The 21,844-nt window shown below is 45.1% G+C and carries 20 protein-coding genes; 10 read left to right on the top strand and 10 right to left on the bottom strand.

Features of this window, described 5'->3' with window-relative positions:
* Window positions 1–19 precede the first annotated feature (19 nt).
* Window positions 20–454: a hypothetical protein gene (locus ACL934_RS15405; protein ID WP_374074908.1), complete on the bottom strand. Its 435-nt coding sequence runs from the start codon at window positions 452–454 to the stop codon at window positions 20–22.
* Window positions 445–1,515, bottom strand: coding sequence for a hypothetical protein (locus tag ACL934_RS15400; RefSeq protein ID WP_374074906.1), 1,071 nt, complete (start codon window positions 1,513–1,515; stop codon window positions 445–447). Before ACL934_RS15400 ends, ACL934_RS15405 begins: the two co-directional genes overlap by 10 nt.
* A 294-nt stretch (window positions 1,516–1,809) precedes the next feature.
* Here ACL934_RS15400 and ACL934_RS15395 point away from each other — a divergent pair, with 294 nt between their 5' ends.
* Window positions 1,810–3,024 carry an MFS transporter gene (locus tag ACL934_RS15395; RefSeq protein WP_413612531.1) on the top strand — a complete coding sequence of 405 codons (1,215 nt, stop codon included), beginning with the start codon at window positions 1,810–1,812 and terminating at the stop codon, window positions 3,022–3,024.
* A gap of 13 nt (window positions 3,025–3,037) precedes the next feature.
* On the opposite strand, the gene ACL934_RS15390 is transcribed toward ACL934_RS15395, so the two are convergent.
* On the bottom strand, window positions 3,038–3,544 hold the full coding sequence (locus tag ACL934_RS15390; RefSeq protein WP_374074903.1) for a hypothetical protein: 507 nt from the start codon (window positions 3,542–3,544) through the stop codon (window positions 3,038–3,040).
* 170 nt (window positions 3,545–3,714) lie between these two features.
* Here ACL934_RS15390 and ACL934_RS15385 point away from each other — a divergent pair, with 170 nt between their 5' ends.
* Window positions 3,715–4,548 (top strand): cysteine hydrolase family protein, encoded by an 834-nt coding sequence (locus ACL934_RS15385; RefSeq protein WP_374074901.1) that lies wholly within the window; start codon window positions 3,715–3,717, stop codon window positions 4,546–4,548.
* A 16-nt stretch (window positions 4,549–4,564) separates the two neighbouring features.
* On the opposite strand, the gene ACL934_RS15380 is transcribed toward ACL934_RS15385, so the two are convergent.
* On the bottom strand, window positions 4,565–6,016 hold the full coding sequence (locus ACL934_RS15380) for an adenylate/guanylate cyclase domain-containing protein (protein WP_374074899.1): 1,452 nt from the start codon (window positions 6,014–6,016) through the stop codon (window positions 4,565–4,567).
* Window positions 6,017–6,028: 12 nt separating this feature from the next.
* Entirely contained in the window at window positions 6,029–7,492 is a 1,464-nt protein-coding gene (locus ACL934_RS15375; protein WP_374074897.1) for a class I SAM-dependent methyltransferase, read from the bottom strand.
* 206 nt (window positions 7,493–7,698) lie between these two features.
* Between ACL934_RS15375 and ACL934_RS15370 the strand changes: the two genes are divergently transcribed.
* Window positions 7,699–9,225 carry a YiiX/YebB-like N1pC/P60 family cysteine hydrolase gene (locus tag ACL934_RS15370; RefSeq protein ID WP_374074894.1) on the top strand — a complete coding sequence of 509 codons (1,527 nt, stop codon included), beginning with the start codon at window positions 7,699–7,701 and terminating at the stop codon, window positions 9,223–9,225.
* A 61-nt stretch (window positions 9,226–9,286) separates the two neighbouring features.
* Here the strand turns inward: ACL934_RS15370 and ACL934_RS15365 are convergent, their stop codons facing one another.
* The 3 genes from ACL934_RS15365 to ACL934_RS15355 all read right to left on the bottom strand — a co-directional run bounded on the left by ACL934_RS15365 (window position 9,287) and on the right by ACL934_RS15355 (window position 11,645).
* The gene (locus tag ACL934_RS15365) at window positions 9,287–9,790 is read right to left on the bottom strand and encodes a PepSY domain-containing protein (RefSeq protein ID WP_374074893.1); all 504 of its coding nucleotides are present in this window, start codon (window positions 9,788–9,790) and stop codon (window positions 9,287–9,289) included.
* Window positions 9,791–9,869: 79 nt separating this feature from the next.
* Window positions 9,870–10,976 (bottom strand): fatty acid desaturase, encoded by a 1,107-nt coding sequence (locus tag ACL934_RS15360; protein WP_374074891.1) that lies wholly within the window; start codon window positions 10,974–10,976, stop codon window positions 9,870–9,872.
* Window positions 10,977–11,024: 48 nt separating this feature from the next.
* Window positions 11,025–11,645 carry a hypothetical protein gene (locus ACL934_RS15355; RefSeq protein ID WP_374074889.1) on the bottom strand — a complete coding sequence of 207 codons (621 nt, stop codon included), beginning with the start codon at window positions 11,643–11,645 and terminating at the stop codon, window positions 11,025–11,027.
* 120 nt (window positions 11,646–11,765) lie between these two features.
* Between ACL934_RS15355 and ACL934_RS15350 the strand changes: the two genes are divergently transcribed.
* A complete protein-coding gene (locus ACL934_RS15350; RefSeq protein ID WP_413612530.1) occupies window positions 11,766–12,752 on the top strand; it encodes a hypothetical protein in 987 nt (328 codons plus the stop codon).
* A 111-nt stretch (window positions 12,753–12,863) separates the two neighbouring features.
* Window positions 12,864–15,797 (top strand): hypothetical protein, encoded by a 2,934-nt coding sequence (locus ACL934_RS15345; RefSeq protein ID WP_374074886.1) that lies wholly within the window; start codon window positions 12,864–12,866, stop codon window positions 15,795–15,797.
* Between the two features lie 14 nt (window positions 15,798–15,811).
* On the opposite strand, the gene ACL934_RS15340 is transcribed toward ACL934_RS15345, so the two are convergent.
* Window positions 15,812–16,882: an NADH:flavin oxidoreductase gene (locus tag ACL934_RS15340; RefSeq protein WP_374074884.1), complete on the bottom strand. Its 1,071-nt coding sequence runs from the start codon at window positions 16,880–16,882 to the stop codon at window positions 15,812–15,814.
* 155 nt (window positions 16,883–17,037) lie between these two features.
* Here ACL934_RS15340 and recO point away from each other — a divergent pair, with 155 nt between their 5' ends.
* The 3 genes from recO (at window position 17,038) to ACL934_RS15325 (ending at window position 18,463) form a co-directional block, all read left to right on the top strand.
* Window positions 17,038–17,637, top strand: a complete 600-nt coding sequence (recO, locus tag ACL934_RS15335) for a DNA repair protein RecO (RefSeq protein WP_374074881.1) — start codon at window positions 17,038–17,040, stop codon at window positions 17,635–17,637.
* Window positions 17,638–17,768: 131 nt separating this feature from the next.
* On the top strand, window positions 17,769–18,161 hold the full coding sequence (locus tag ACL934_RS15330; RefSeq protein ID WP_374074880.1) for an HI0074 family nucleotidyltransferase substrate-binding subunit: 393 nt from the start codon (window positions 17,769–17,771) through the stop codon (window positions 18,159–18,161).
* Entirely contained in the window at window positions 18,158–18,463 is a 306-nt protein-coding gene (locus ACL934_RS15325) for a nucleotidyltransferase family protein (RefSeq protein WP_374074878.1), read from the top strand. Before ACL934_RS15330 ends, ACL934_RS15325 begins: the two co-directional genes overlap by 4 nt.
* Before the next feature lie 130 nt (window positions 18,464–18,593).
* Here the strand turns inward: ACL934_RS15325 and ACL934_RS15320 are convergent, their stop codons facing one another.
* Window positions 18,594–19,481, bottom strand: a complete 888-nt coding sequence (locus tag ACL934_RS15320; protein WP_374074876.1) for a tyrosine-type recombinase/integrase — start codon at window positions 19,479–19,481, stop codon at window positions 18,594–18,596.
* Between the two features lie 220 nt (window positions 19,482–19,701).
* On the opposite strand from ACL934_RS15320, the gene ACL934_RS15315 reads away from it, so the two are divergent.
* The gene (locus ACL934_RS15315; RefSeq protein ID WP_374074874.1) at window positions 19,702–20,757 is read left to right on the top strand and encodes a sigma-54 interaction domain-containing protein; all 1,056 of its coding nucleotides are present in this window, start codon (window positions 19,702–19,704) and stop codon (window positions 20,755–20,757) included.
* 77 nt (window positions 20,758–20,834) lie between these two features.
* Entirely contained in the window at window positions 20,835–21,836 is a 1,002-nt protein-coding gene (locus tag ACL934_RS15310) for a hypothetical protein (RefSeq protein ID WP_374074872.1), read from the top strand.
* The last annotated feature ends 8 nt before the right edge of the window (window positions 21,837–21,844 follow it).

Here is a 21,844-nt window from a genome sequence, read left to right as displayed (position 1 = left end):
CCCTTCATTGTAAGTCCTATTATTTTTGCCAAACGCAGTTAACTTCAGCACCGTCCACTTGGTGGCGGATTTGAATTTCATTTGGACGGATCATCGCTGCAGAAACTGTTTTAGAGCGAAGTGTGCCTTTGCAAAGTTCTTCATTCACACGTACAAGAACTGTTTCATTGCTGCGGTTCTCGATACGGTTTTGTTCTCTGAATTCGCACTCTGGATCAATATCAGATTCGATACTGTGAACAGAGTTGCCTACCTGGAAATCATAAAGTCCACCGATCGAAATGCGTTTTGCTTGCAGATCTCCTTCAGAGATCGAAAGACTTCTGCAAAGAGCTTTTTCTCCGGAAATCAGTTGGTATTTTCCTGCTTCCAAGAAAGCTGCTTTTTGCGCGTGAGCTGAAAAACTAAGGCATGTTAAAGTGACCGCTAGGATTGTTCTGATATTTAGAAGCATAAGCTTAGTCTCCTCATGTGTGGCATTAATTGAGAGTTTCCGCGACGAACCGGTCCCCAGTAACTCATCGAATTGACTCCTGCCGTTCTACCTTTAGATAACTGTGTCTTCATCATGATATCAATTGAGCATCTTGCTTGTCCTGCTGCCGTTGAAATATCGTTACAAGCAGCCCCGCGCCAGCTACGAACGTTGCGGTCTCTTTCCAAAGCCCACAATCCGTATCCTTCGCGTGGGTTGAGGATGCGCAAATTTCCTGCTTTATCTCTGTAAGTAGTGCCGTGTCTTTGTGTGACGTTGCAGCTAGATTCTTCTTTTGCTAAAGCTGTCCAGAACCAAGTCCATGCATGCAGCTTTTGCGATTTAGAAAGAGTGTTGAATTTAGGGCAGAAGCTTCCAAGAGCGTAGGGTGCCGTGAAGTAATTCACGTATTTAGATTCTGCCATGATTGAGAAAACGCTTTGTCCTTGAGGACCCAAGGCGCCTTCTGAATTCACCAAGTTCGAACAAGCCTTCGACATCCCACGCGTTGTCGGTGGGCGCAGCAAAGAGCGTTGACCCGCCACAGGAGCGATCGAGCAGTTCACGCATGCAGGTTCTCCAGCAGTGCGCAGATTTTTATTTGTCTGATTGATAAGATCCACAGCTTGGCGTGAAGAATCAGATCGGGCTTGAGTTTCACGTGTTGTTTGCACGCCGCGAGCTTTTTCTACAGAAGCGATAGCGCGACCCGAGCCCCAGCCTTGTGGAACTTGTTCGTAAAGTGCTAAGTCAGAGTCACTCACTTTATGATAAACCCAAAGTACGTTGTTGGCATTGTTGCCATTGAGAACTTTGATGCGCAATCCGTAGTTTCCTGAAGGCAATTTTTTATACTCGAGAATTTCTCCGCGAGTTCCTGCCTGAAGAGTTTCAACGACATTATTAGAGCTTGCCGTGAAAGAGGCGGAGGAGCGTCCATTTAGATATCCTTCAAGCTCAACATACTTTTCCTTACCGGTAAAACCGGCGAGGAGCATGGTGCCCAAAAGGCCCGATATGAATGGTTTGTATATCTTCAAAATTCTCATACAACGGGGTATTGCAAGGAATGTTCAACCTCCTTGTCAGGATAAAACCTAAGTGATTATCGGGGCTTAATTCGGCGATGTCGCAAAATGAGATTCTCAAATGGAGAACGAAAACGGAACTCTGTCACTGGGCTGTCTAAAATGTCGACGCCGTGAGATTTGAAAAGAACGTTGCTAATATATAGAGGCTTCGATAGTCTTAGCAAAGGTGCTGCGAAGACGCCTGGAACCCAAAGAGCTCCTCACTTCGAATTTTAGAAATCATCTTTGTATAAGGGGTCTTTTGTGAAATTCACAAGTTATCAAAAAGCTGTCATCGCCATTCTGACGTTTCTTCAATTCACGGTCATTTTAGATTTTATGATTTTATCACCGCTGGGTGCGATGTTGATGCCCGCGCTTAAAATCAGTCCGACACAATTTGGTTTGGTGGTTTCCGTATATGCGGTGAGCGCCGGAGTTTCCGGTTTCTTAGCGGCAGGATTTGCGGATCGATATGACCGTAAGAAAATGCTTTTGTTCTTCTACGTGGGTTTTATTCTAGGAACTCTTTTCTGCGGATTAGCTCCCAACTTTGAGTTCCTCTTGGCCGCTCGCATGGTCACAGGACTTTTCGGCGGAGTGTTGGGCGCGATCTGCGGAGCCATTGCTACGGATCTTTTTGAGTATGAACTGCGCGGACGGGTGATGGGACTTATGCAAACCGCTTTTGCTGCAAGCCAGATCTTGGGAATTCCCGTGGGTCTTTATCTTTCCAATCTTTGGGGGTGGCATGCGCCGTTCTTGATGATCGTAGGTTTTGGAACAGTGGCGGGAGTTCTGATTTGGATTTATCTCAAACCCATTGATGGGCACTTGCAATTGCAGACAGAGAGCAGTGCCTATACTCACTTAAAAGAAACGGTGAAAACTCCGCAATATCTTTTTGCCTTTATCACGATGGCGTTACTGACAACGGGCGGATTCATGCTGATGCCATTTTCCAGTGCCTTTACGGTGAATAACCTGGGGATTTCGATGTCGCAACTGCCGATGATTTATTTGATCTCTGGTATCTGCGCGATGATTATCGGGCCCTTGATTGGACGGGCCAGCGATAACTTTGGAAAGTTCCGTGTTTTTATCGTGGGTTCTCTTCTGATGATCGTGATGGTGGTGACCTATACGAATTTGGGGATCACCCCGTTGCCACTGGTGATTTTGGTGAATGCCGTGATGTTCTTAGGCGTTTTTTCAAGAATGATTCCGGCACAGACTCTGATGTCAGCGATTCCGGCTCCGGCGAAGCGTGGTTCGTTTATGTCTGTGAGTTCTTCAATTCAGCAAGTTTCCGGCGGTATTGCGTCTGTGATCGCGGGACTTATTGTGGTGGAAGGCAGCAATGGATCTATAGAGCACTTTGATACCTTAGGATACATCATTGTCGGAGTCATTCTTGTGACGATTTCAATGATGTATGTGATTAATAAGAATGTCGAAGTAAAGACAGAAATTAAGTGATGCCACTGAAAGTCTAGCACTTCCAGTTACATGGCTTTTCACCTGTATCACAACAGTGTCTCTTCGGTGAGGAATCATGGTGCACTTCTTCATTAAAAAATGGATTTGGAATATTCAGTAGGATTTTGCGCACTGTGAAGGTGGCTGATTTGACTATTCTATTTTGGGGTTCATAGTCGCCCATTTTTGATTCGACGATATGACCTGTTAATACTTGGCCAGCTGATAAAGTTGGCAGGTCCAAGCTTTGAGCCTGAAATAAAAAGTAAGAGCCACCGGCACATTGCAATTTTCGCTCTTGGTAAATTTGCATTTCTTGTGGATCGTTGATGAAGAGCTGGCCAATGATTTCAGTTTGGCGACTGTGATGGCCGTTTGCAACCAAGTGGCTGGCAAAGGTATCGTCTGCCGATAATACAAACCCATGCTGCATTTCGTGGATCATAGAAGAGCCTTGGTGTTGAGCGTGGGACTGAATCGCTGCTACAGTTAGGGCGATGATTAAAGCTATGGTTTTCATTTTTTACCTCCGTTTTTGTACATTGTGTACTCGTTGCCGGATTCAGAACTTATCGAAAACCCGCTGAAGCCACCACAGCAAAGGTTGCAGGTTGGTTCATGCATAAAATGCATGTCTTTGGGTTGGTCTTCTTCTTGAATTCATTCGGAAATAAACATATGTTTCGAGGTATGGGACGACAGACTTTTCCTTTATCTTCGGATCAACTTGAACTTTTGCTGGCCTTCGGGGAAAGCACGGGCTTAGCAGCACTTGCTGAAAACATGGGGAAAGACCCTTCCGTGATCTCTCGGGGTTTGCAAAGAATCGCCGAGGACTATCCAGTTCTTGTTAAAGTAAAAGGACGATGGGAGCTGACGCCCCTGGGTTTTCAAGTCAACGCTTCCACCAAAGAAGCCATTACGAGTTATAAAAAACTGCTGGCAAAAGTGCCTCAAAGCACGCCGGATAAAAAATATCTTTCGGACAAATCCATTTTGATTATTATCAATGCGCAAGTCGGTTTATTGGATGCGACCCAGCCCGGTAGAAATAATACCGATGCGGAGAAAAATATTTCTAAGTTATTAACTTACTGGCGCTCTCAAAAAAGACCCGTCATTCACGTGAAACATGTTTCTGAAAGTGCGGATTCCATTTTTTATAAGAACTCTGGCAGTTGTGAATTTTTACCAAGTTTGCAAGCCGTTGCTGGAGAAGTGATTGTAGAGAAAACGAAGTCGAGTGCTTTTGCAGAGACTGAATTGGAAACACGATTAAAACAATTGGAACCTGAAAACTTGGTTTTAGTTGGTTTTACCGCCAATGAATGTATTGATGCGACGGCCAGAGATGCTTCCTCGTTGGGATTTGAGTCCTACGTTGTGGGCGATGCCACCGCGATGTTTGATGTGCGCAGCCCCGACGGAAAGCTTTTAAAAGCGGAAAGAATCCATCGGCTGACCCTGGCAAATATTAATGCCTTCTATGCTAAGGTTATTCACGCCGCCGATATCGTTATTTAAAGAGTGATTTCGGCGTTTACGCCGTTGTCGCCGTTGCAGTCGGTAAGTCCGCCAGTTCAAATCCGCACTGGCGGCATTTCATGACGAAAATTCCTTGGGCGTTTGTATCAAGATACAAGACAGAGTCTTCACAGTGCGGGCAGTGACTTGTATTTGTATCTTTTTTTGTTTCGGGTGGGCGGATCAGTTCAAAAACGAAATGCTGGTCGCCTTCAAAGCCTTTGATGACTCTTTCGCCAATGTTTTTAACTTGATAATTTTCTGCCATCAAACATTGAGCAATATCTGAATCAATCAAGATCTGATTGGGTTCTGCCAAGTTCGTTAGACGAGAGGCGAAGGGGAGTGGGGCGCCGATAGCGGTGTAAGAGCGGAAAAACTTTTTGTTCCCGTAGAAACCCACATTGGCATAACCCGAAGAAATGCCGATGCGGATCTGCATTTCTTTTTTCCAGTTCATAAGATAGAACTCGCGGTCTTGATTTAAAGCCGTGCGGACTTCAAGAGCTGCAAGACAAGTGCGTTGAACGAAATCACCGTAACGAATCGGATCATTGGCAAACGCCAAAATTCCGTCACCTTGAAACTTGTCAATCGTGATATCATATTTAAGGAAGATCGTAACCACAGTATCCATAAAGCGTGCGAGAACCAAATCCACCTTCGCTTGGTCCAAACGAACAACGCGCTCTGTGGAACCCACGATATCGACGAAAATCGCACAGATTTGAGAGCGACGAACACCTTTTTCAATATCTACGCGTCCATCGCGAATCGCTTGAACGACTTGAGGGCTGAACTGGGTACTAAGAGTGTTTAGACGAACGGCTTCTTCTGTTTTAGAACGGATAATATTATCACGATTGGCGATTTCAGCTTTTAAGGCCAAACGACTGTTGATTTCACGGATACGCAGCTTTTCATGAAAGAAGCGAATCAAGAAGCAGATGACGATCGCGCCCACAATAAAGAAGGAATTAAGAACGATGGGCCATACATCTTGAAGCGTCTGAACCTTGGAAAAAACGATGGCATAGTAAGGAAGATAAATAGCCAAAGCAGTGCACAGGAAAAATCCCATTGAAAAAGGAATGAAAGAAAGTCCACCTATGGCGACAAGGTTGAGTCCCGCATAGTAACCCGTGCCCACATCAGGAATCATCGCAATCATAATGTTGATGGGGAGGGCGACAAGTCCCACGTAGAAAGCTGAAAATACCTGGGCGCGCCGTGCACTTTGTTCTCGTTGCGACTCGTATTTGGCAAGCAGGCATAGCGGAATAATAGTCAGGCGCAATGCCAAGAAATGCCATTTATGTTGAGGAACGTAAATGAGATCTGCCACCCAGAAGGCCAAAAAGAGCGGCACGGCCATCCAGTTTGCGATGACCTTTAGAACCGATCTAATTTCTTCGAGCACTTCCGACTCGCGCAACTGAGCCGTGGTGATCTCATTTCCTGAAAACAAGCAGCAACGTCCTTATTTTTGGATGACGACGAAAAGATTGACTCCAAGAGGTTCTTTTTCAACCCACACTTTGGAACCCATGCCTTTAAAAATTCTCAAAAGATCGGCTTCAGATCTGTAGATCAAATGCCAATCAAGAACAAGCTCCATGAATGGCACGCACGGATTGTCTTTGCTGAAGTTACCGATGACAACGCGGCCGCCTGGTTTTACAGAAGCCAACATTTTCTGTGCTGCCATTTGTGCTACGGGCTCAGTGAAGTAATCAAAAAGACCGGCTGAGTAAATCAAATCATAATCTTGTTCTGGGCAACCTGCTGCGATCACGTTGCGAATCGCCATGTTGTTGAATTTGAATTTAAATCCAGAGCGAACAAAACGCTCCACAGAGTGAAGCTGTCTTTGCGCGTGTTTTAAAGACTCTTCGTCTTGGTCCAAGCAGGTGAATTCCGCAGGACGACCATAGAACTGATTTCCATTTTGTAAGAAAATTTGTTGTTCCATAGCTGGACCGCTTGCCACAGAAAGAATTTTCAGCGGCTGTTTTGCCGGAGTTTCGGAGAAAAGTTGCGTGATCTTTTCAAAAAGATACTGACCACGGTTTTTCACCGCAGCTCCTGCGGGCTCATCAATGAAGTACTTGTGCATGCATTGATCAAAAAGCGTTTTACCCACGAGTTCATCGCGGTAAAGGTGATTCATCATCTCATAGTCGCCCGCGTATCCGCGAGGTTTGTAGTAAGCGCGGTTTGCAAAAGGAGCTCCGTAAACCAAGTGACCCACTTGCTCGCGAGCAAATTGCGTCGCCCATTTCATTTGCTCCGGAGTGAAATCCTTGATGAATTGTGGCACCTGCGAATATTTTGCAGGGATGCAATGGCCCAGGTATTCAGCCACGGTGTCAGCAATCGTCAAACGATAGTCTTGCGCTTCTTTCCAGTTATCTACCGGAGTTTCGGCTTCAAGTTTGTCGATCTTTGTTTTTAGTTTTTCTAACCAGTCCTTCATTTCGTAAACGAAGGTCTTAAATTCCGCAGGAAGTTGAGCCAGATCACGAGCATATTGGGTTTGTTCAGCGATAACCTCAGATGAAACTTCCAAGGCTTTGATGCGATCCACTTTAAGAGGTTCACCCATAACTTCAAAACCTAGAATCATTTCGCCAGTCACGGACTTCGCGTGATCTTCGGCGCGAGCCCAGCGAAGGCTGACGTTTTGAGTTTGAATATTTTTATATAGAACATTGGCTTCAATGTGCGGATGAGTTTCAAACCAGGCTTTAAGATCGTTGAACTCAGTCGCCGAAACTAAAACAGCGCAACCAAATGAGCTGATATTGAGCATCTCAAGTTGGCGTCCATTGAAATCCAGAAAGCAAGAGCCCGGCTCCAAAGCCGTACGATCTTGACGAATCACCTTCTTGCGATTGTGTTCATCAATATGGAAAAATTCTTGCTTCATAGCTGAGTCACTCATGCTGTCTCCTCAAAGTTGTCGAACCGATGTTAGAAAATTAAGCGATCTTCTTATCGTACGTTCGGCGAACGAAGTTGATGGACCTTGGGACAGGCCGAAGAGCTTTTATGGTTTATAAAATATTTGGAAACAGGACTTAAACCTAAGTCGAGTTATGGAATTACGAGAAATATCCGAATAGTGGCTGATTGATGAGGGGAGTTTACATGAAGAAGAACGTCCTACTATATAGTCTCGCAGCTTTAACTGTCGTCGGATGTAAAAGTCAGTCGACTAAAATTGATGTCGATTCTTATCGCCGACCTGCGAACACTCAAGAGTTGATCACAGGAAGCCAAAAGGTTCTGAATGATATTTCAAACCCGCAGATTTTTAATGCTGGAACTTGTGCGAAGTTTGTAGGGCAAGTCACCGACTATCTTTTCTATTTGCCGGCGGATCATTTTATTCCCAAGACACATCAGGAAGTGGAAGCGTTGAAAACTCACGGCAGTGAAGTGATCGACACGATTTTCCAAATCCGCGTGGTTCTTCATGATAAGTTGAGAGAATTTGATTCCCGCAATGAACTGTCTAAAGATTGTGTTCAAAAAATCCGTGAAGGTTTCCAGTATGCACGTTTTGCAGAAGAATATCTTCTTGAATACCTTTTCAGAAACAAGGTGCATGATTTTAAAGAGACACCGATTCTTGCAAACACAAAACCCAACACATGGACTAACCCAAAATACGCGGGTTTCCAGCTTAAAAGCGGTGACGTGATGTTGATTCGTGGTAAATCCCACGTTTCTGCGATGATCGCGCGTATCGGGGATGAAGAGGGAAACTTCTCGCACTTGGCCATTGTTGCGGAAGACAAAGCCGGTAAGAAATACGTTGTTGAGGCTTTGATCCAATACGGAACGATTGTAACGCCACTTGAAAAGTGGAGACAGCAACAAGATGCTCGTGTGGCCTTGTTCCGTCAACCTGACGAGGCACTGGGAAAGTCGGCTGCGAGAAAGATCTATGATGTTGCTCAAGGTGCTCTGGATCGTAAGAATGGTTTCAAGTATGACTTTGCGATGGATGACGACGACTATTCAACACTCTTCTGTTCTGAAGTGATCCGTTACGCCTATGACATGGCTTCTGGTGGGAAATTCATGGTTCCAAAATTCAGAAGCACTGTTTCTAAATTTAAGAATTCAGAATATCCAAGAACATTGGGTGTCACTAAGACATCACTGTTTGCTCCCTATGACGTCGAAGTTGATCCGAAGTTTGATTTAGTGGCGGAACATCGTTTCTATCCGCTTCTTCGTCAAGTGCGTATGCAAGATGCGGTTTTGCAAAGTGTTTACTCTTGGATGATCGAGAAAGATTATTCCTTCCACTTTGCACCACAACACTCAGTGAAATCTTATATTGCTAAGATTGTTCGTCAGTTTGGTGTTGCCGCAGATACATTGCCGAAGTACATGCCGTTAGACAGCATCAGAACAAATGTTCAATTCGAAGCTGTTGCTAAAACTTTGGAGAAGAACATTTACGCGAAGGAAGCGGATTTCTATAAGAAACATGGCTATCTGCCTTCTTTCCAAGACATGCTAGCGATAAATGAGCAGTACCGTAAGGCTGACTGCGAGTTGCATTTGGATTGGAAATTTCAAAGAAACTCTGTGTACGATCGCGTACCGGATCTTTCAAAATTCCACTATTTCTTTAATAACAAAGCTAAGGCTTGCGATTAATAGAAAATCTTAAGACGAAAAACGAACCCGCAATGTTGAAGCATTGTGGGTTTTTTTCTTTTTACTTCTTTCGTCTTTTAAGAAGAAGGGGCTGAAAGAAAATCACAACCCCCGAAATAATCAGGAAGAGAACTCCCAAGGTCATGGGAAAAGTAATAGAGAAGCGGCCGATATTGCCAAGTCCGAAATAAGTGCCTTCGTGCAAAGACACAAGAAGTGAAGACATGCGTTCACCGACACCCAAAACTTTTCCCGTTGCTCCATCAATAGCCGCTTCAAAGTTGCTATTCTTCGCGCGCACGGTAATGGCTCCAGACTCGGGGCGAATATCAATCCGTCCGACGTCCTTCCAGGTTTTAACTTGAAGTTCAGGTACACTTTGCGCCGCCGTGAGAATCTCATCGAAGCTGATTTTTAGCTCACCAGAAGCCGAAGGATATTTGGGAGAAATCCACGTGCTTTGACCGCGAAACAGGAGAAGCATCCCCGTACAGAGAGTCAGAAGAAAGGGGATCGTGATGATAACTGAAATCCATCTATGGTATTTGCGCCAGAATCTTGCCATAGATGGTTTCTAAAAGATTAGGCGCCGAATGAAAACTTCTAATTCTAAATGAAAGTCTAATGACGAATGAACATGAGATCTACACGGATCTCATGCACACTTGCCATTGTTTCATTCCCATTTGGAACTCAAGCTTGGCAATTTCAAGTTCACGTCTTAGCTCTGCCAACTTGTGATCATAAGCTTCTTTCAACTCTTCACGTTTGCGAGCGGCGTCGACTTTGAATTGCTCATAGTCTTCACGAAGCTTTTTCATTTTGTTTTGCGCTTCAAGAATTTTCTCTTTCATCGCCACAAGTTTTTCTTCAGCGAACCCGTGTTTCGTCAACTCGGCAGCTTCTGCTTGCAAGCGGGCTTTTAGAATCTCGACATTCGAGATTTGGCGAAGTTTTGTCGCAAGACCCATCAAGTTCAAAGAACGGATCACCCATTTAGTCGGATCCCAGTGATACCACTTGATACCATTGCGATAGTCGATTTGGAATTTGTGATGGAAGTTGTGGTAGCCCTCTCCATGAGTCAATACAGCCACGAACCAAGAGTCACGAGCCGAGATCTCTTTAGAGTAAGTTTGTTTTCCCAAAGTATGGCACAAAGAGTTCACGAAGAACGTACTTTGTTGTGTAAGAGCGATACGAAGTCCGCCAGCGATAACAAAACCACCCATAGCAGATCCCATCATCCAACCAATCAAAGTTGGAATACCGAAACCAGTGATGATTGCAAGTGGCACGTAATATTTGTGTTGGAATTGCACCATCCAATCTTTTTCAAGATCTGGCGCGTGGATTTTTTGGTCCACTGAATCTTTGAAGAACAACCAACCCATGTGGGCATACCAGAAGCCTTCATTGATATTGTAAGGATCTTTTTCGCCATCGATATGCGTGTGGTGACGGCGGTGATCTGAAGACCACTTCAAGCAAGAGCCTTGAAAGCCGGAAGCTCCGACAAGCAGGAACAACGCTTTTGCCAAAGGATGAGCATCGTAACTTTTGTGTGAGAATAAACGGTGATAGCCCGCAGTGATACTAAGGTTTGTGGCTGCCGCAAAAACAAGAGCAAAAAGAAGGATGTCCCACTGAAAACCGTAGTAATAGAAATAAATCGGAGTCAGGATCAATGTGATCAGTGGATTGAGAACCAAGAATAAAGCCACTGGCCATTCGATACGTTTTTTAGTCATTAGCACCTCTCGCATTAAAGTCTAGCAGAGGTGCCTAGATTTCGACACTTAAATAGAAAAGCCAAGGATAATTTTAGCGTAAGTGCCGCTCATATTAATATCTTGAGTGGGTGCGTTACCTGTCGAATCTTCCGCGTCGTTCCACCTAAAATCTAGGTAACCGAGTTCAGCTCCGACAGAGAAGCCAATGAGCTTTAATCCCGCTTCTAGACCCACGCTGTAGGAGCTCACGGAATCTGCGGAAAAATCCGCTTTTTTTGTTCCGCCATCTGTGGCCGTTAGCTTAGTCGAGTGCGAAATTCCATATGTGAGAATGGGACCCAAATAAACAAGTGTGTCAATAGGGCGCCAATTGAGAATCAAAGCCGTGCGCGTGTAATCTGCTTTGAAATCAACGCCACCTGCTCCTGCTGTTAGGCCCATGTTTTCATAACGCAATCCCACTCCGGGAATGAGAGGAATCGGCAGAGTCAAAATGGCATCTGCACCGAGTCCATAAGTAGGAACAATGCTGGGTGCATCCGCAGAGCATGTTGGACACAGGGGGCTTAAATCGGCGTTTGTCGCAAGTAATCCATAAGAAACACGGGCCTCAAAAAGAGCATGAGCTTGAGAGCTTAACAAAACACTGACAATTGTAAGGAAGAAAAGCGAAGGGATCTTTTTCATCTGAAACTCCTAAAAGTCCCTTGAGTGTAATGTTGGAGAGGTTGTAACTCAAATTCGCTCTTAAAATAAGACCTTTGTCGCACTCTCTTTTGTGAGGGAATCTGATAAATTTTTATAAGTATGTTCATCGATGTTGTGCGCCCGGAATCCTGGGAAGAATTAAATGACCAAGTTAAAACTTTCTTAGGGTTGGAAGCTCGCCTGCGCGTGCGAAGTTATCAGGGGATTGCGCAAGCAGTATTCGAAATTTCTCAGGGAACAGCGCAGTTCATGTCGCACAAAAAATCCATCGGCGTGATTCTGGGGCAGACTTCCGTTTTTGAAAGCCTTCTTCCATACTATTACAAAGAAACTTATGAAGTTCACACGCTCTCGCATTTAAAACTGACGAATGTAAAGGAGTGGGTGGAGAGTCTTAAGAAAGACACCAACTTCGTTTTGTTCAGTGAAGATCATCCCGTGACAGGGGAGCTTTATCCATTTGCGGAAGAGCTCGATAAACTTCTTAATGAAAAACGTATTTTCTCTTTCCGTGTTTCTCACTCACAGCATTTTTATGAACCCAGTCAATTGCGTCCTTACACCGTTCGTTTGTGTTCGTTCAATCCCACAGCGGCTGTTGCCGTTTTAGGGGAGAGATTTCGTTCCCCTTCTTTGCTTGCGCAAAACATGACATGGGATCAAGTCCACTTCTTAATGGAATTGACCGACGCTCGTGCATCGCGGGTTGCAAACCCTCTTTTAGTTGAAAAATTTGAGCAAGAAATTTCTTCTGTCGCGACTCCTTACTTCAAAGCAGGCGCACCACGCCTTTTTGATCGCGCTGTTTGTGTTTTTAATGACGTGAGTGCAGAAGCTTTGGCGGAAGTTCTATTTAAAAAAATGGGTCTGTCGTCAGAGCAAGGTTGGAGTAAACTTTCCAGCACAAATATGTGTCACTGGTCCGTCGTAAAAATGTTCCGTCATTGGTGGGAGCCAGCTCCTTCACTAGAGGAGCTTCGAGGAATGTTGATTGTTGGCCCCGAACTTCTGAATACAAAAGATTTCGCAAAACTTTTAATTTCTTCTTATGAGGAAGTAAGAGCTCTTCAAAATTGGACAGTGTAAAGCCTCGGTAAATGATTTTTCTCAGAGATCAGTTTGTCTCAGAATACGACTCAAATATATTAAGGATCCCCTCGTAAGTTGCCGATAAGAAATGAACTTCGGAGGACCCCCTTGAGTTTCTGGAACGTATCGATCCGGGTCACATTCTTATTATCTTGTTTGTTTGCTATGAACGCCTGTTCTTTGGATGCCGCCATCAATAGGTTTGCATCAGAAGGAGCAACCGGCTCTTATCAACATAAAATATCAGGCATGGGAATAACCACGAATCAGCGTATGCTCTCGGATGTAAATCCGATGTTAACGGCATATGGTTTAGAAGGCGTTGCGAAGGTCGAATTTTTTCACAATCTCGATTGTAGCGGCTCAGTCTGGGCCACGGCGACTCCTGATGCGAATTCATCATTTGCAGCGATCGAAAGCCCTTCTTTGTCTGGGGGCGATCATTCATTTTCCTCTCGCTCTATAGGGATTGATGGGTCGGTTTCCGATTGTATGGCGATGAAGGGCACGCATCACCTTATCGCACGCAAAAGCATCGCAAGTATTCTTCCTTTAGGTTACCAATATTTTGCCGTGAAGAATACCGATGGTACGGCGGTAGTTTTCGGTGGTGATATCCGTGAACTGCCGATTGAATTTCCGGGTGGAGTGCTTGATATCGTGTACAATCGAAACTCGAACGCATTTGCGGCTGTGAAAACAGATGGTTCTGTATTTACTTGGGGGCAATCCGCTTACGGAGGAAATTCTAGTGCTGTTGCATCTCAACTTGCTTCTGGCGTAGTCAGCGTCACCCCAGGAGCTTTGGCCTTTGCAGCTCTTAAGTCGGATGGTTCTGTTGTAGCATGGGGAGACGCTGCGTACGGTGGAGACTCAAGTTCGGTAACGGCGCAAATTTCTTCCGGCGTGAGCAAAATCGCCACGAGCGGTGGCGCTTTCGCAGCCATCAAATCAAACGGATCCGTTGTTACCTGGGGAAATTCTTCTTTGGGTGGCGATTCCAGTGCCGTAGCAGCGCAACTTGCTTCGGGCGTGGTGAGTGTTTTTCCTAATAAATCAAATGCCTTTGCAGCACTTAAGAGTGACGGTTCGGTCGTCACATGGGGAAATGCCACTTATGGCGGAGACTCCAGCACAGTGGCAGCTCAGCTGTCCTCCGGAGTTATCAAGGTCGTTAGCACCAATGGTGCATTTGCAGCAATCAAGTCAGATAATTCAGTCATTGCCTGGGGAAGGTCAGATCGGGGAGGGGATTCCAGTTCGGTCGCAGGTCAACTTGCCTCTGGAGTCGCGGAGGTCATTTCGACTAACAGCGCTTTTGCTGCTTTGAAATCCAATGGATCCGTTGTGACCTGGGGACCTTCTAATGGCGGAGGGGATTCAAGTTCTGTTGCGGCTCAGTTGGCTTCAGGAGTCATCAGCGTGACCTCAACCGATGCTGCCTTTGCGGCCCTTAAATCCGATGGTTCTGTTGTTACTTGGGGATACTCAGGCTATGGAGGGGACTCCATAGCTGTCGCCTCACAGCTTGTCTCAGTTGTTAAGATTGTTCCCAATACTTCGGCCTTTGCCGCTATAAGATCGGACGGCTCCGTTGTCACTTGGGGTGATTCCGTCATGGGAGGAAATTCCAGTGCTGTTGCCTCTCAACTTACCTCAGGAGTCACGGATATCGTCGCGAATATCTATTGCTTCGCTGCTATAAAATCAGATGGTTCAGTAGTCATCTGGGGAAATAATTCGAATGCTCGTAGTGAAGAGAATCCCCTCATTTCAAAACTTTCTTCGGGAGTTAAAAGTGTAACGACAAACAGAGATGCATTAGTGGCGATTAAGTCTGATGGTTCCGCTGTTACATGGGGACGCCCTACATACGGAGGAGACTCCAGTTCCGTCGCATCGCAACTCTCTTCGGGAGTTGTCGCCGTTGCCCAAACCGATTATGCATTTGCGGCCACTAAAGCAGATGGCTCTGTAGTTACATGGGGTTCTTCTTCTTCGGGCGGTGATTCTAGTTCTGTTTCAGGCCAACTCTCATCGGGAGTCGTAAGTGTCTTCGGAAATACAGATGCCTTCGCCGCCATTAAATCAAACGGCTCTGTAGTTACATGGGGATACTCCACAGGTGGAGGAGACTCTAGCTCAGTAGCAGCACAGCTTGCCTCTGGGGTCGTAAGTGTGTCTGCAACAGATTTCGCTTTTGCCGCGATAAAATCAAATAGTTCCGTTGTTACGTGGGGAAGTTCATCGGGGGGAGGTGACTCCAGTTCCGTCGCATCCCAACTTACTTCGGGAGTCGTGAAAGTTTTCAGAACCGATTCTGCCTTTGCAGCGCTCAAATCAGATGGTTCTGTTGTCACCTGGGGAAGCTCTTCTTCGGGAGGAGATTCGAGTGCTGTTGCTGCGCAACTGACCTCGGGAGTTGTTGATGTCACTTCCAATTCGTCGGTTTTTGCTGCACTCAAATCCGACGGCTCTGTTGTCACTTGGGGGGACGCTTACGTTGGCGGAGATTCTAGTTCCGTGGCGTCTCAGATTTCTTCAGGAGTCGTGAGCGTAGTTAGTAATCCCTATTCCGCATTTGCAGCCGTGAAGTCCGATGGCTCGGTCGTTACCTGGGGAGACTCCTATTATGGTGGCGATTCGAGCGCTGTGGCTTCTCATCTCAGTTCGGGAGTTGTGCGTGTGGTGGGAAATGGCAACGGTTTTGCGGCAATCAAATCTGATGGCTCCGTCGTGACGTGGGGAGATGTGGACAACGGAGGAGATTCCAGTGCCGTAGCCTCTGACCTAGCTTCAGGAGTCGTGAATGTTGTCGGAAGTTATTATGCTTTCGCTGCTCTTAAGTCGGACGGATCTGTTGTTACTTGGGGAGATGCTTATGGTGGAGGAGATTCCGATTATTTCAAAGCGGAGCTTTCCGCTGGAGTCGTTGCTATCCACGCAATGGGAAACACCTTCATTGCTCTTAAAGCAGACGGCTCCGTCGTCTGCTGGGGGGGCGATATCGAGAAGTACACCACGCGTGGCTGGGCTCCTTAAGGGTATGACAGCGGTTATGTTAAAACCGCTAAATCTGCGGGATTAAAACCTTTCAGTTCCGCGAATTTTTCTTCTTTGATTTTTTTTGCCCACATGGGATCTGTCAAAATCGCTCTGCCAACAGCGACTAAGTCAAAGTCGCCACGATCCAGTCGTCTCGTTAGCTCTTCTAAAGATCCCGCTTCAGCGCTTTGACCTTTGAAGCTTTGGATAAAGTCCACATTGCTAAGACCAATAGACCCAACTGTGATGGTCGGTTTACCCGTAATTTTTTTCGCCCATCCTGCAAAGTTCAAATCGGATTCAGTAAATTCAGGTTCCCAAAAACGTCTTTGTGAGCAGTGGAAAATATCGACACCTGCTTCTGAAAGAGGAAGAAGCCATTGCTCCATTTCTTTGGGGGTGTTTGCGATTTTGGTTTCATAGTTTTGCTGCTTCCATTGAGAAAGTCGAAGAAGGATAGGGAAGTCAGGACCCACTTTCGCTCTAATGGCTTTCACAACTTCAAGAGCGAAACGATTTCTTTCTTTAATAGTAGAGCCGCCGAATTCATCCGTGCGCGTATTCATCCCTTCCCAGAAAAACTGGTCGATCAAATATCCGTGGGCACCGTGAATTTCAACAGTATCAAATCCCAAATTTTTTGCATCTAATGCGGCCTGCGCATAGGCTTCCACAGTTTTGTGAATATCATCCAGGCTCATGTCAGCAGGTCCTTCAAAGGGCGCAGGAGGAAGCCATCCCGATTGATGAGGGCGCATTTTTCCCATGTGCCAAATCTGCGGCGCCATTTTTCCACCTGCTTCGTGAACGGCATCAATAACGACTTTCCATTGTTTAAGTGCAGTTTCTCCGTGAAAGTGCGGAACATTTTTGTCATTGGATGAAGAAGGTCTGTTGATGACCGTGCCTTCAGAGAGAATAAGTCCGACTTCGCCAAGAGCGCGACGCTGATAATATTTAGCGACTTCCTCCGTAGGAACTCCGTCGGGAGATTTTGATCGCGTCATAGGCGCCATGACGATACGGTTTTTTAATTGAAGGTTTTTATATTGGAAGGGCTGAAATAAGGAGTGGTCTTTCATTTTGATCCTCTGTAAACTGGAAGTTCGTTTAAATGTTACAATCATTGTAACATTTTGTACAGAATAGAATTCGACACGATCTGTCTGAAATAATGAAGAATACTTTCGTCGGGAAATCCTTTAAGATAGGGCTAAGTAGGATTCCAAAGGAATTTGTGACCCAAGGCCAAGACCGCTTTATCATTCTTAGAAAAATCAAGTATTCCGAGGCGGACTTGATTATTCATGCTCTTTCCCCCAAAGGAGAGAAGCTGTCATTTATTGCTCGCGGTGCTTTGAAAAGTAAAAAACGTTTTGGCGGCGGAGTTCTGGAGCCTTCTCACTTCGTGAGTCTGACATATAAGCAAGCGTCCGAGGAAGGGCAGCTCCATGTTCTTCAAGAGGCGACGATCATCAATGACTTCCCCGGCATTCGCAAAGACTACGATCATTTAGAACTCGCGCTGCACGCGTTGGAGTGCGTGAGCAAAGTGAGTCAGGAAGGGGATAAGAACTCCGAGTTTTTATTCAATCTTCTTGGCAATACACTCAAGGCCATCGAAACAGCGAAAGATCCGTTAGTTTTGAAAATGCATTTCTATTTGAAATTCTTGTTACAACAAGGTGTCGTCAATGCAGAACCGTGGATGGGACCTTTCCTGAAAGCGAATCTTGCAGATACCAATCAGTTGGTGAAGTATCGTCAAACTGTCGATGAAGAACTCTACAATGTAGAGCAAATGGTTCGTCACTATTTAGAGCACGCGACTCTTTGACGCCTTTACGCGTGTTTTGGACGCGGCTCGTTTGCGCATTGATTGGAATTGGAAAATACACCTATCTTCTGATAGCATTACTAAGAATCTCTTCTACAAATATCGATGCCTAATAATCTGAGAGGACGACAATGGCTGCGACGCTTTCTTTGGAAGAACTAAAAAAGGCCATTTTAACACTCAACGAAGCTCTTGATTTCGCTGAAAGCGTGAAATCTCATCCCACTCAATTTAAAATTGCGCGTGATGCCTGCATCCAGCGTTTTGAATACTGTATTGAACTTTCATGGAAGGTTTCTATGAAAAAACTTGGCTCGATGACCAAGTTTCCTAAACAAGCTGTAAGAGAGATGGCTCGCGCGGATCTTGTTTCCTCGGCCGAAATCTGGCTTGATTTCATTGAAGCGCGCAATAACTCCAGTCACTCTTATGATGAGGAGATAGCTCAACGAGTTTTTTCTGAAATTCTGAATTTCCAAAAAGAAGTTGAATCGCTTTACCTCAACTTGGAAAAGCTTGCATGAAATGGGGAATGACGGATGAACAATATTCTATTTTAGAGAATCTTGTCATCAAGCCACTGAAGAGTCACGGCTGTGAAGTTTATATCTTCGGATCTAGAGCCAAAGGATCCCATCATCCCCATTCCGATGTAGATCTCTTATTTAAAAAAAGTGATGGCAAGCCTTTTCCTGCGGGATTTCTCTCCGAAATAAAGGAACAAATTGATGAGTCTCGATTTCCTTTTATAGTTGATCTCGTTGACGAACAGGAGTTGGCGCAATCTTATCGCGATTCGGTATTTTTTAGCCGCATTCCTCTATAGGCGGGACCGTGGAACGAGAAGTCACATCTCTTGGATTTCAATTGATAATTCAAATCACACTTACCTTCAAAATAGGAATCACATCCTTTTTTCGTTTTGTACCGTCCAAAAAACCAATTCCAAGTAAAATCTATTTTGCTTTGTTTCCCAGTGGATGCATCTTTTCCATCGTGCGAGCGAGTTGATCAATTCCCAAGTGCGTGTATTTTTCCGTGGCTTGCAAACTCTCGTGTCCTAACATCTCTTGCAGAGTTCTTAAGTTGGCTCCGCTGCTGAGTAAATGTGTCGCAAAGCTGTGACGAAGAGCATGCGGATGCAGAGGCTTTAAAAGTCCTGCACGAATTCCACTTTGACGAACCATCTCGTAAGCCGTGCGTGTGTTCAGGGGTTTTTCTCCAAAGACGAACTCATCAAAGGAACTTTCTTTTTTCCAGCGCTGCAAAACTTGAGTGGTGAGAGAAGGGAGAACCACGACTCTTTCTTTGGAACCTTTTCCCTTCACGCGCAAAGTTTGCTGTGTCAGTTGCACTTCCGACCATTTTAAATTGCAGGCTTCACTCACGCGCAGTCCTCCTCCATAGAGCAGCAAGAAGAGAACTTTTTCTCTTAAGGGAATTTCTTTGTGTGTATCGAAACTCTTCAAGACAGAAAGAGCTTCGTCGACACTGAGAAAGTGGGGGAGTTTCTTGGGAACCTTTGGACTTGTGATTTGCAGGGAAAGATCCCGCTCTGTGAGGCCCTCATCAAAGGCCCAGGAGAAGAAGCTCTTCAGGGTCGCGGCCTTGCGGTTTCGGGAGGCCAAGGATAAGTGAGCCCATCCATTGAACGCCCCTCGGGCTGTTGCCAGAAGATCGGCTTCGTTCCAGCTTTTTGATAAAAGCGAAGGATCTTCATAATTATAAACCTGTCGTAAATCCAATTTATAGTGCTTGATTGTCAGGGGAGAAGCTGACTTCACAAAAGTCATGTATTTCAGATACTTATCTATATTTTCGGCCAGTTTAAATGCCTTAGCCATGATCTGAAATCCTATTAGTTGCAGGCTATAACCCTAAAATTTATATAACGCCATGCAAAATTTTACTTGCAAATCTTACACGACCAAGGTTATAACTCAATGCGTTGCTGCGGTGTATCAAGTTGAGACTTACTCCGGCGAAGTCGGAGTGCAAGCCAGTCAAATTGAGACGCCCACCCCCATTTTCTTAAAAAGTACGTTTACCGAAAGGTGGAAGCTCATGAACGAAAACAACTCAACGATTTTGCCCTCTTCTCAGAATGCAAATCAAGTTATGTGGAACACAAATCAAACTTCAAAAGTTTTGGAAAACAAGACTATTGTCTATCAATCTGAAGTGATGGGCAACTTGATGAAGATGATTGATCGCGTAGCTCCGTCTAACGCGAACATCTTGGTTCTTGGTGAGTCAGGAACTGGTAAAGAGCTTATCGCTCGTTCTATCCACGATCGTTCAGGTCGCAAAAACAAACCTTTCGTTGCGATCAACTGCGGTGCTCTTCGTGAGACTCTTCTTGAGTCAGAACTTTTCGGTCATGAAAAAGGTTCTTTCACAGGCGCTTACACTCGTAAAATCGGTTTGGCAGAAGCAGCTAACGGCGGAACATTGTTCCTTGATGAAATCGGTGAGTTGGACCCAGCTATCCAAGCGAAGCTTCTTCGTTTCATCCAAGAAGGTGAAGTTTACCGTGTTGGTGGTAAAGACCCTATCAAAGTTGATATCCGTTTGATCTGTGCAACGAACAGAGAATTGGATCAAGAAGTTATCAAGGGCAACTTCCGTGAGGACTTGTTCTATCGTATCAACACAATCGTAGTAAGTGCTCCACCTCTTCGTCGTCGTAAAGAAGACATCGCGGCTTTGGTGAACCACTTCTTGAATAACTCTCAACACGCTTATTTGAACCGTGGTCGTTCAGTAAACGAAGAGGCGATGAAAGCCCTTATTCGCTACGACTGGCCAGGAAATATTCGTGAGCTTCAAAACGTGTGCGAAAGACTTCAGATCTTGTCTGAAGGCCACATGATCATGCTTAACGATATCCCAGAAAACATCCGCAATGGCGAGATGGAAAAAGACGTGATCGACTACGATCCACAAATGACTTTGCACGAGCTTGAGAAGCGTTACATCTTGAAAGCTCTTGCTCACTTCGGTGGAAACAAAACTCAAGCGGCGAACAACTTGGGTATCACGATCAAGACTCTTTATAACAAACTTCACGAATACGGTGAGTTTGAAAAGTTCGCGGTTCACACAAAACCGATGAAGTAATCTAAAAAGTTCTAGCAGCCCGGAGTGGTTTCTCTCTCTTCCCACTCCGGGTTTTTTTATGCCCGAGGAGGTTCTCAATGAAAAATGCATTTATTATTTCAATTCTGGCGACGCTAGTCGGATGCTCATTTTCTAAGAAATCTTCCGTGAATGAAAATGGAACTCCACAAAGCCGTGTTGACGAAGTTCTTCAGGATTCCCGATATTCAGTGTTTGAAAAACTGCATGCAGCCATTGGTAAAGGGGACTCGCAGTTGTTCTATGCTGTTTTGCCAAAAGCAACCAAGGCGGATTTGAACTCTCTGTCATCATCCGGGCAAAGTTTAGGCGAATATTCGATTTATAAGAATCAGATAGATTTTCTCGTCTCTCTTCTAAAAGCGGGAGCTTCTCCATATCGTCCGACTAGAGAATCGGTCGAGGGCTTAAAATGGACTGCGATGGTTAAAACCAACAAAGAAGCCGAAGACATAATAAAGACTTATCAAAGAAAGCTTTTGGCAGAGGCATCATTAGTCTGTTTTGACGACAATGTAGAAAAAACGATTTCCTTTTTAGAGGAAAACTATCTTAAACCCACTTATAAAGTTTGTGGTGATATTAATTTCTTTCAATATTCTTTCATAGATAATCCTGTGGACACTGAGAATGCAGAACTAATTCTCAAAACTTACTTGAAGCAGGAGCGTGAGCTTTACGAAGACAACTTGGGTGAGATTTTCTACAATGCATTTGTGGCAGCTAACAAAGAAATTATTGGCGGTGTTGATCGGTATCTAAATAGACACGTTTGGGTCGTCGAAATAGAGCAATCGAATAAGTTCCCGGCTTTCATTCAGAAGGCGCCTCTTGATAAAGTTTTGACCAGTTATGCGGTTTTAAAATCATGCGACTTGAAAACAAAAATTATTCGTCCTACGCCGCCACCACCTCCCGGCTATAAATTTACCCCAGAGGAGTTAGAGAGGGCGGGTTTTGTCACCTACGTAAAAGACTTAATCAAGGACAGAATATCTCAGATCCCATTGGTCGATAGAGAAAGCATGGCTCAACAGTTGCAAGAGTTGGGACTGGATTAAGAGGTTTA

Source organism: Bdellovibrio sp. HCB-110, assembly GCF_047323225.1.
In the GTDB taxonomy this organism is placed as follows: Bacteria; Bdellovibrionota; Bdellovibrionia; order Bdellovibrionales; family Bdellovibrionaceae; genus Bdellovibrio.
The sequence above is the reverse complement of the archived record's forward strand: the minus strand, read 5'-3'. Positions and strand labels throughout refer to the sequence as shown.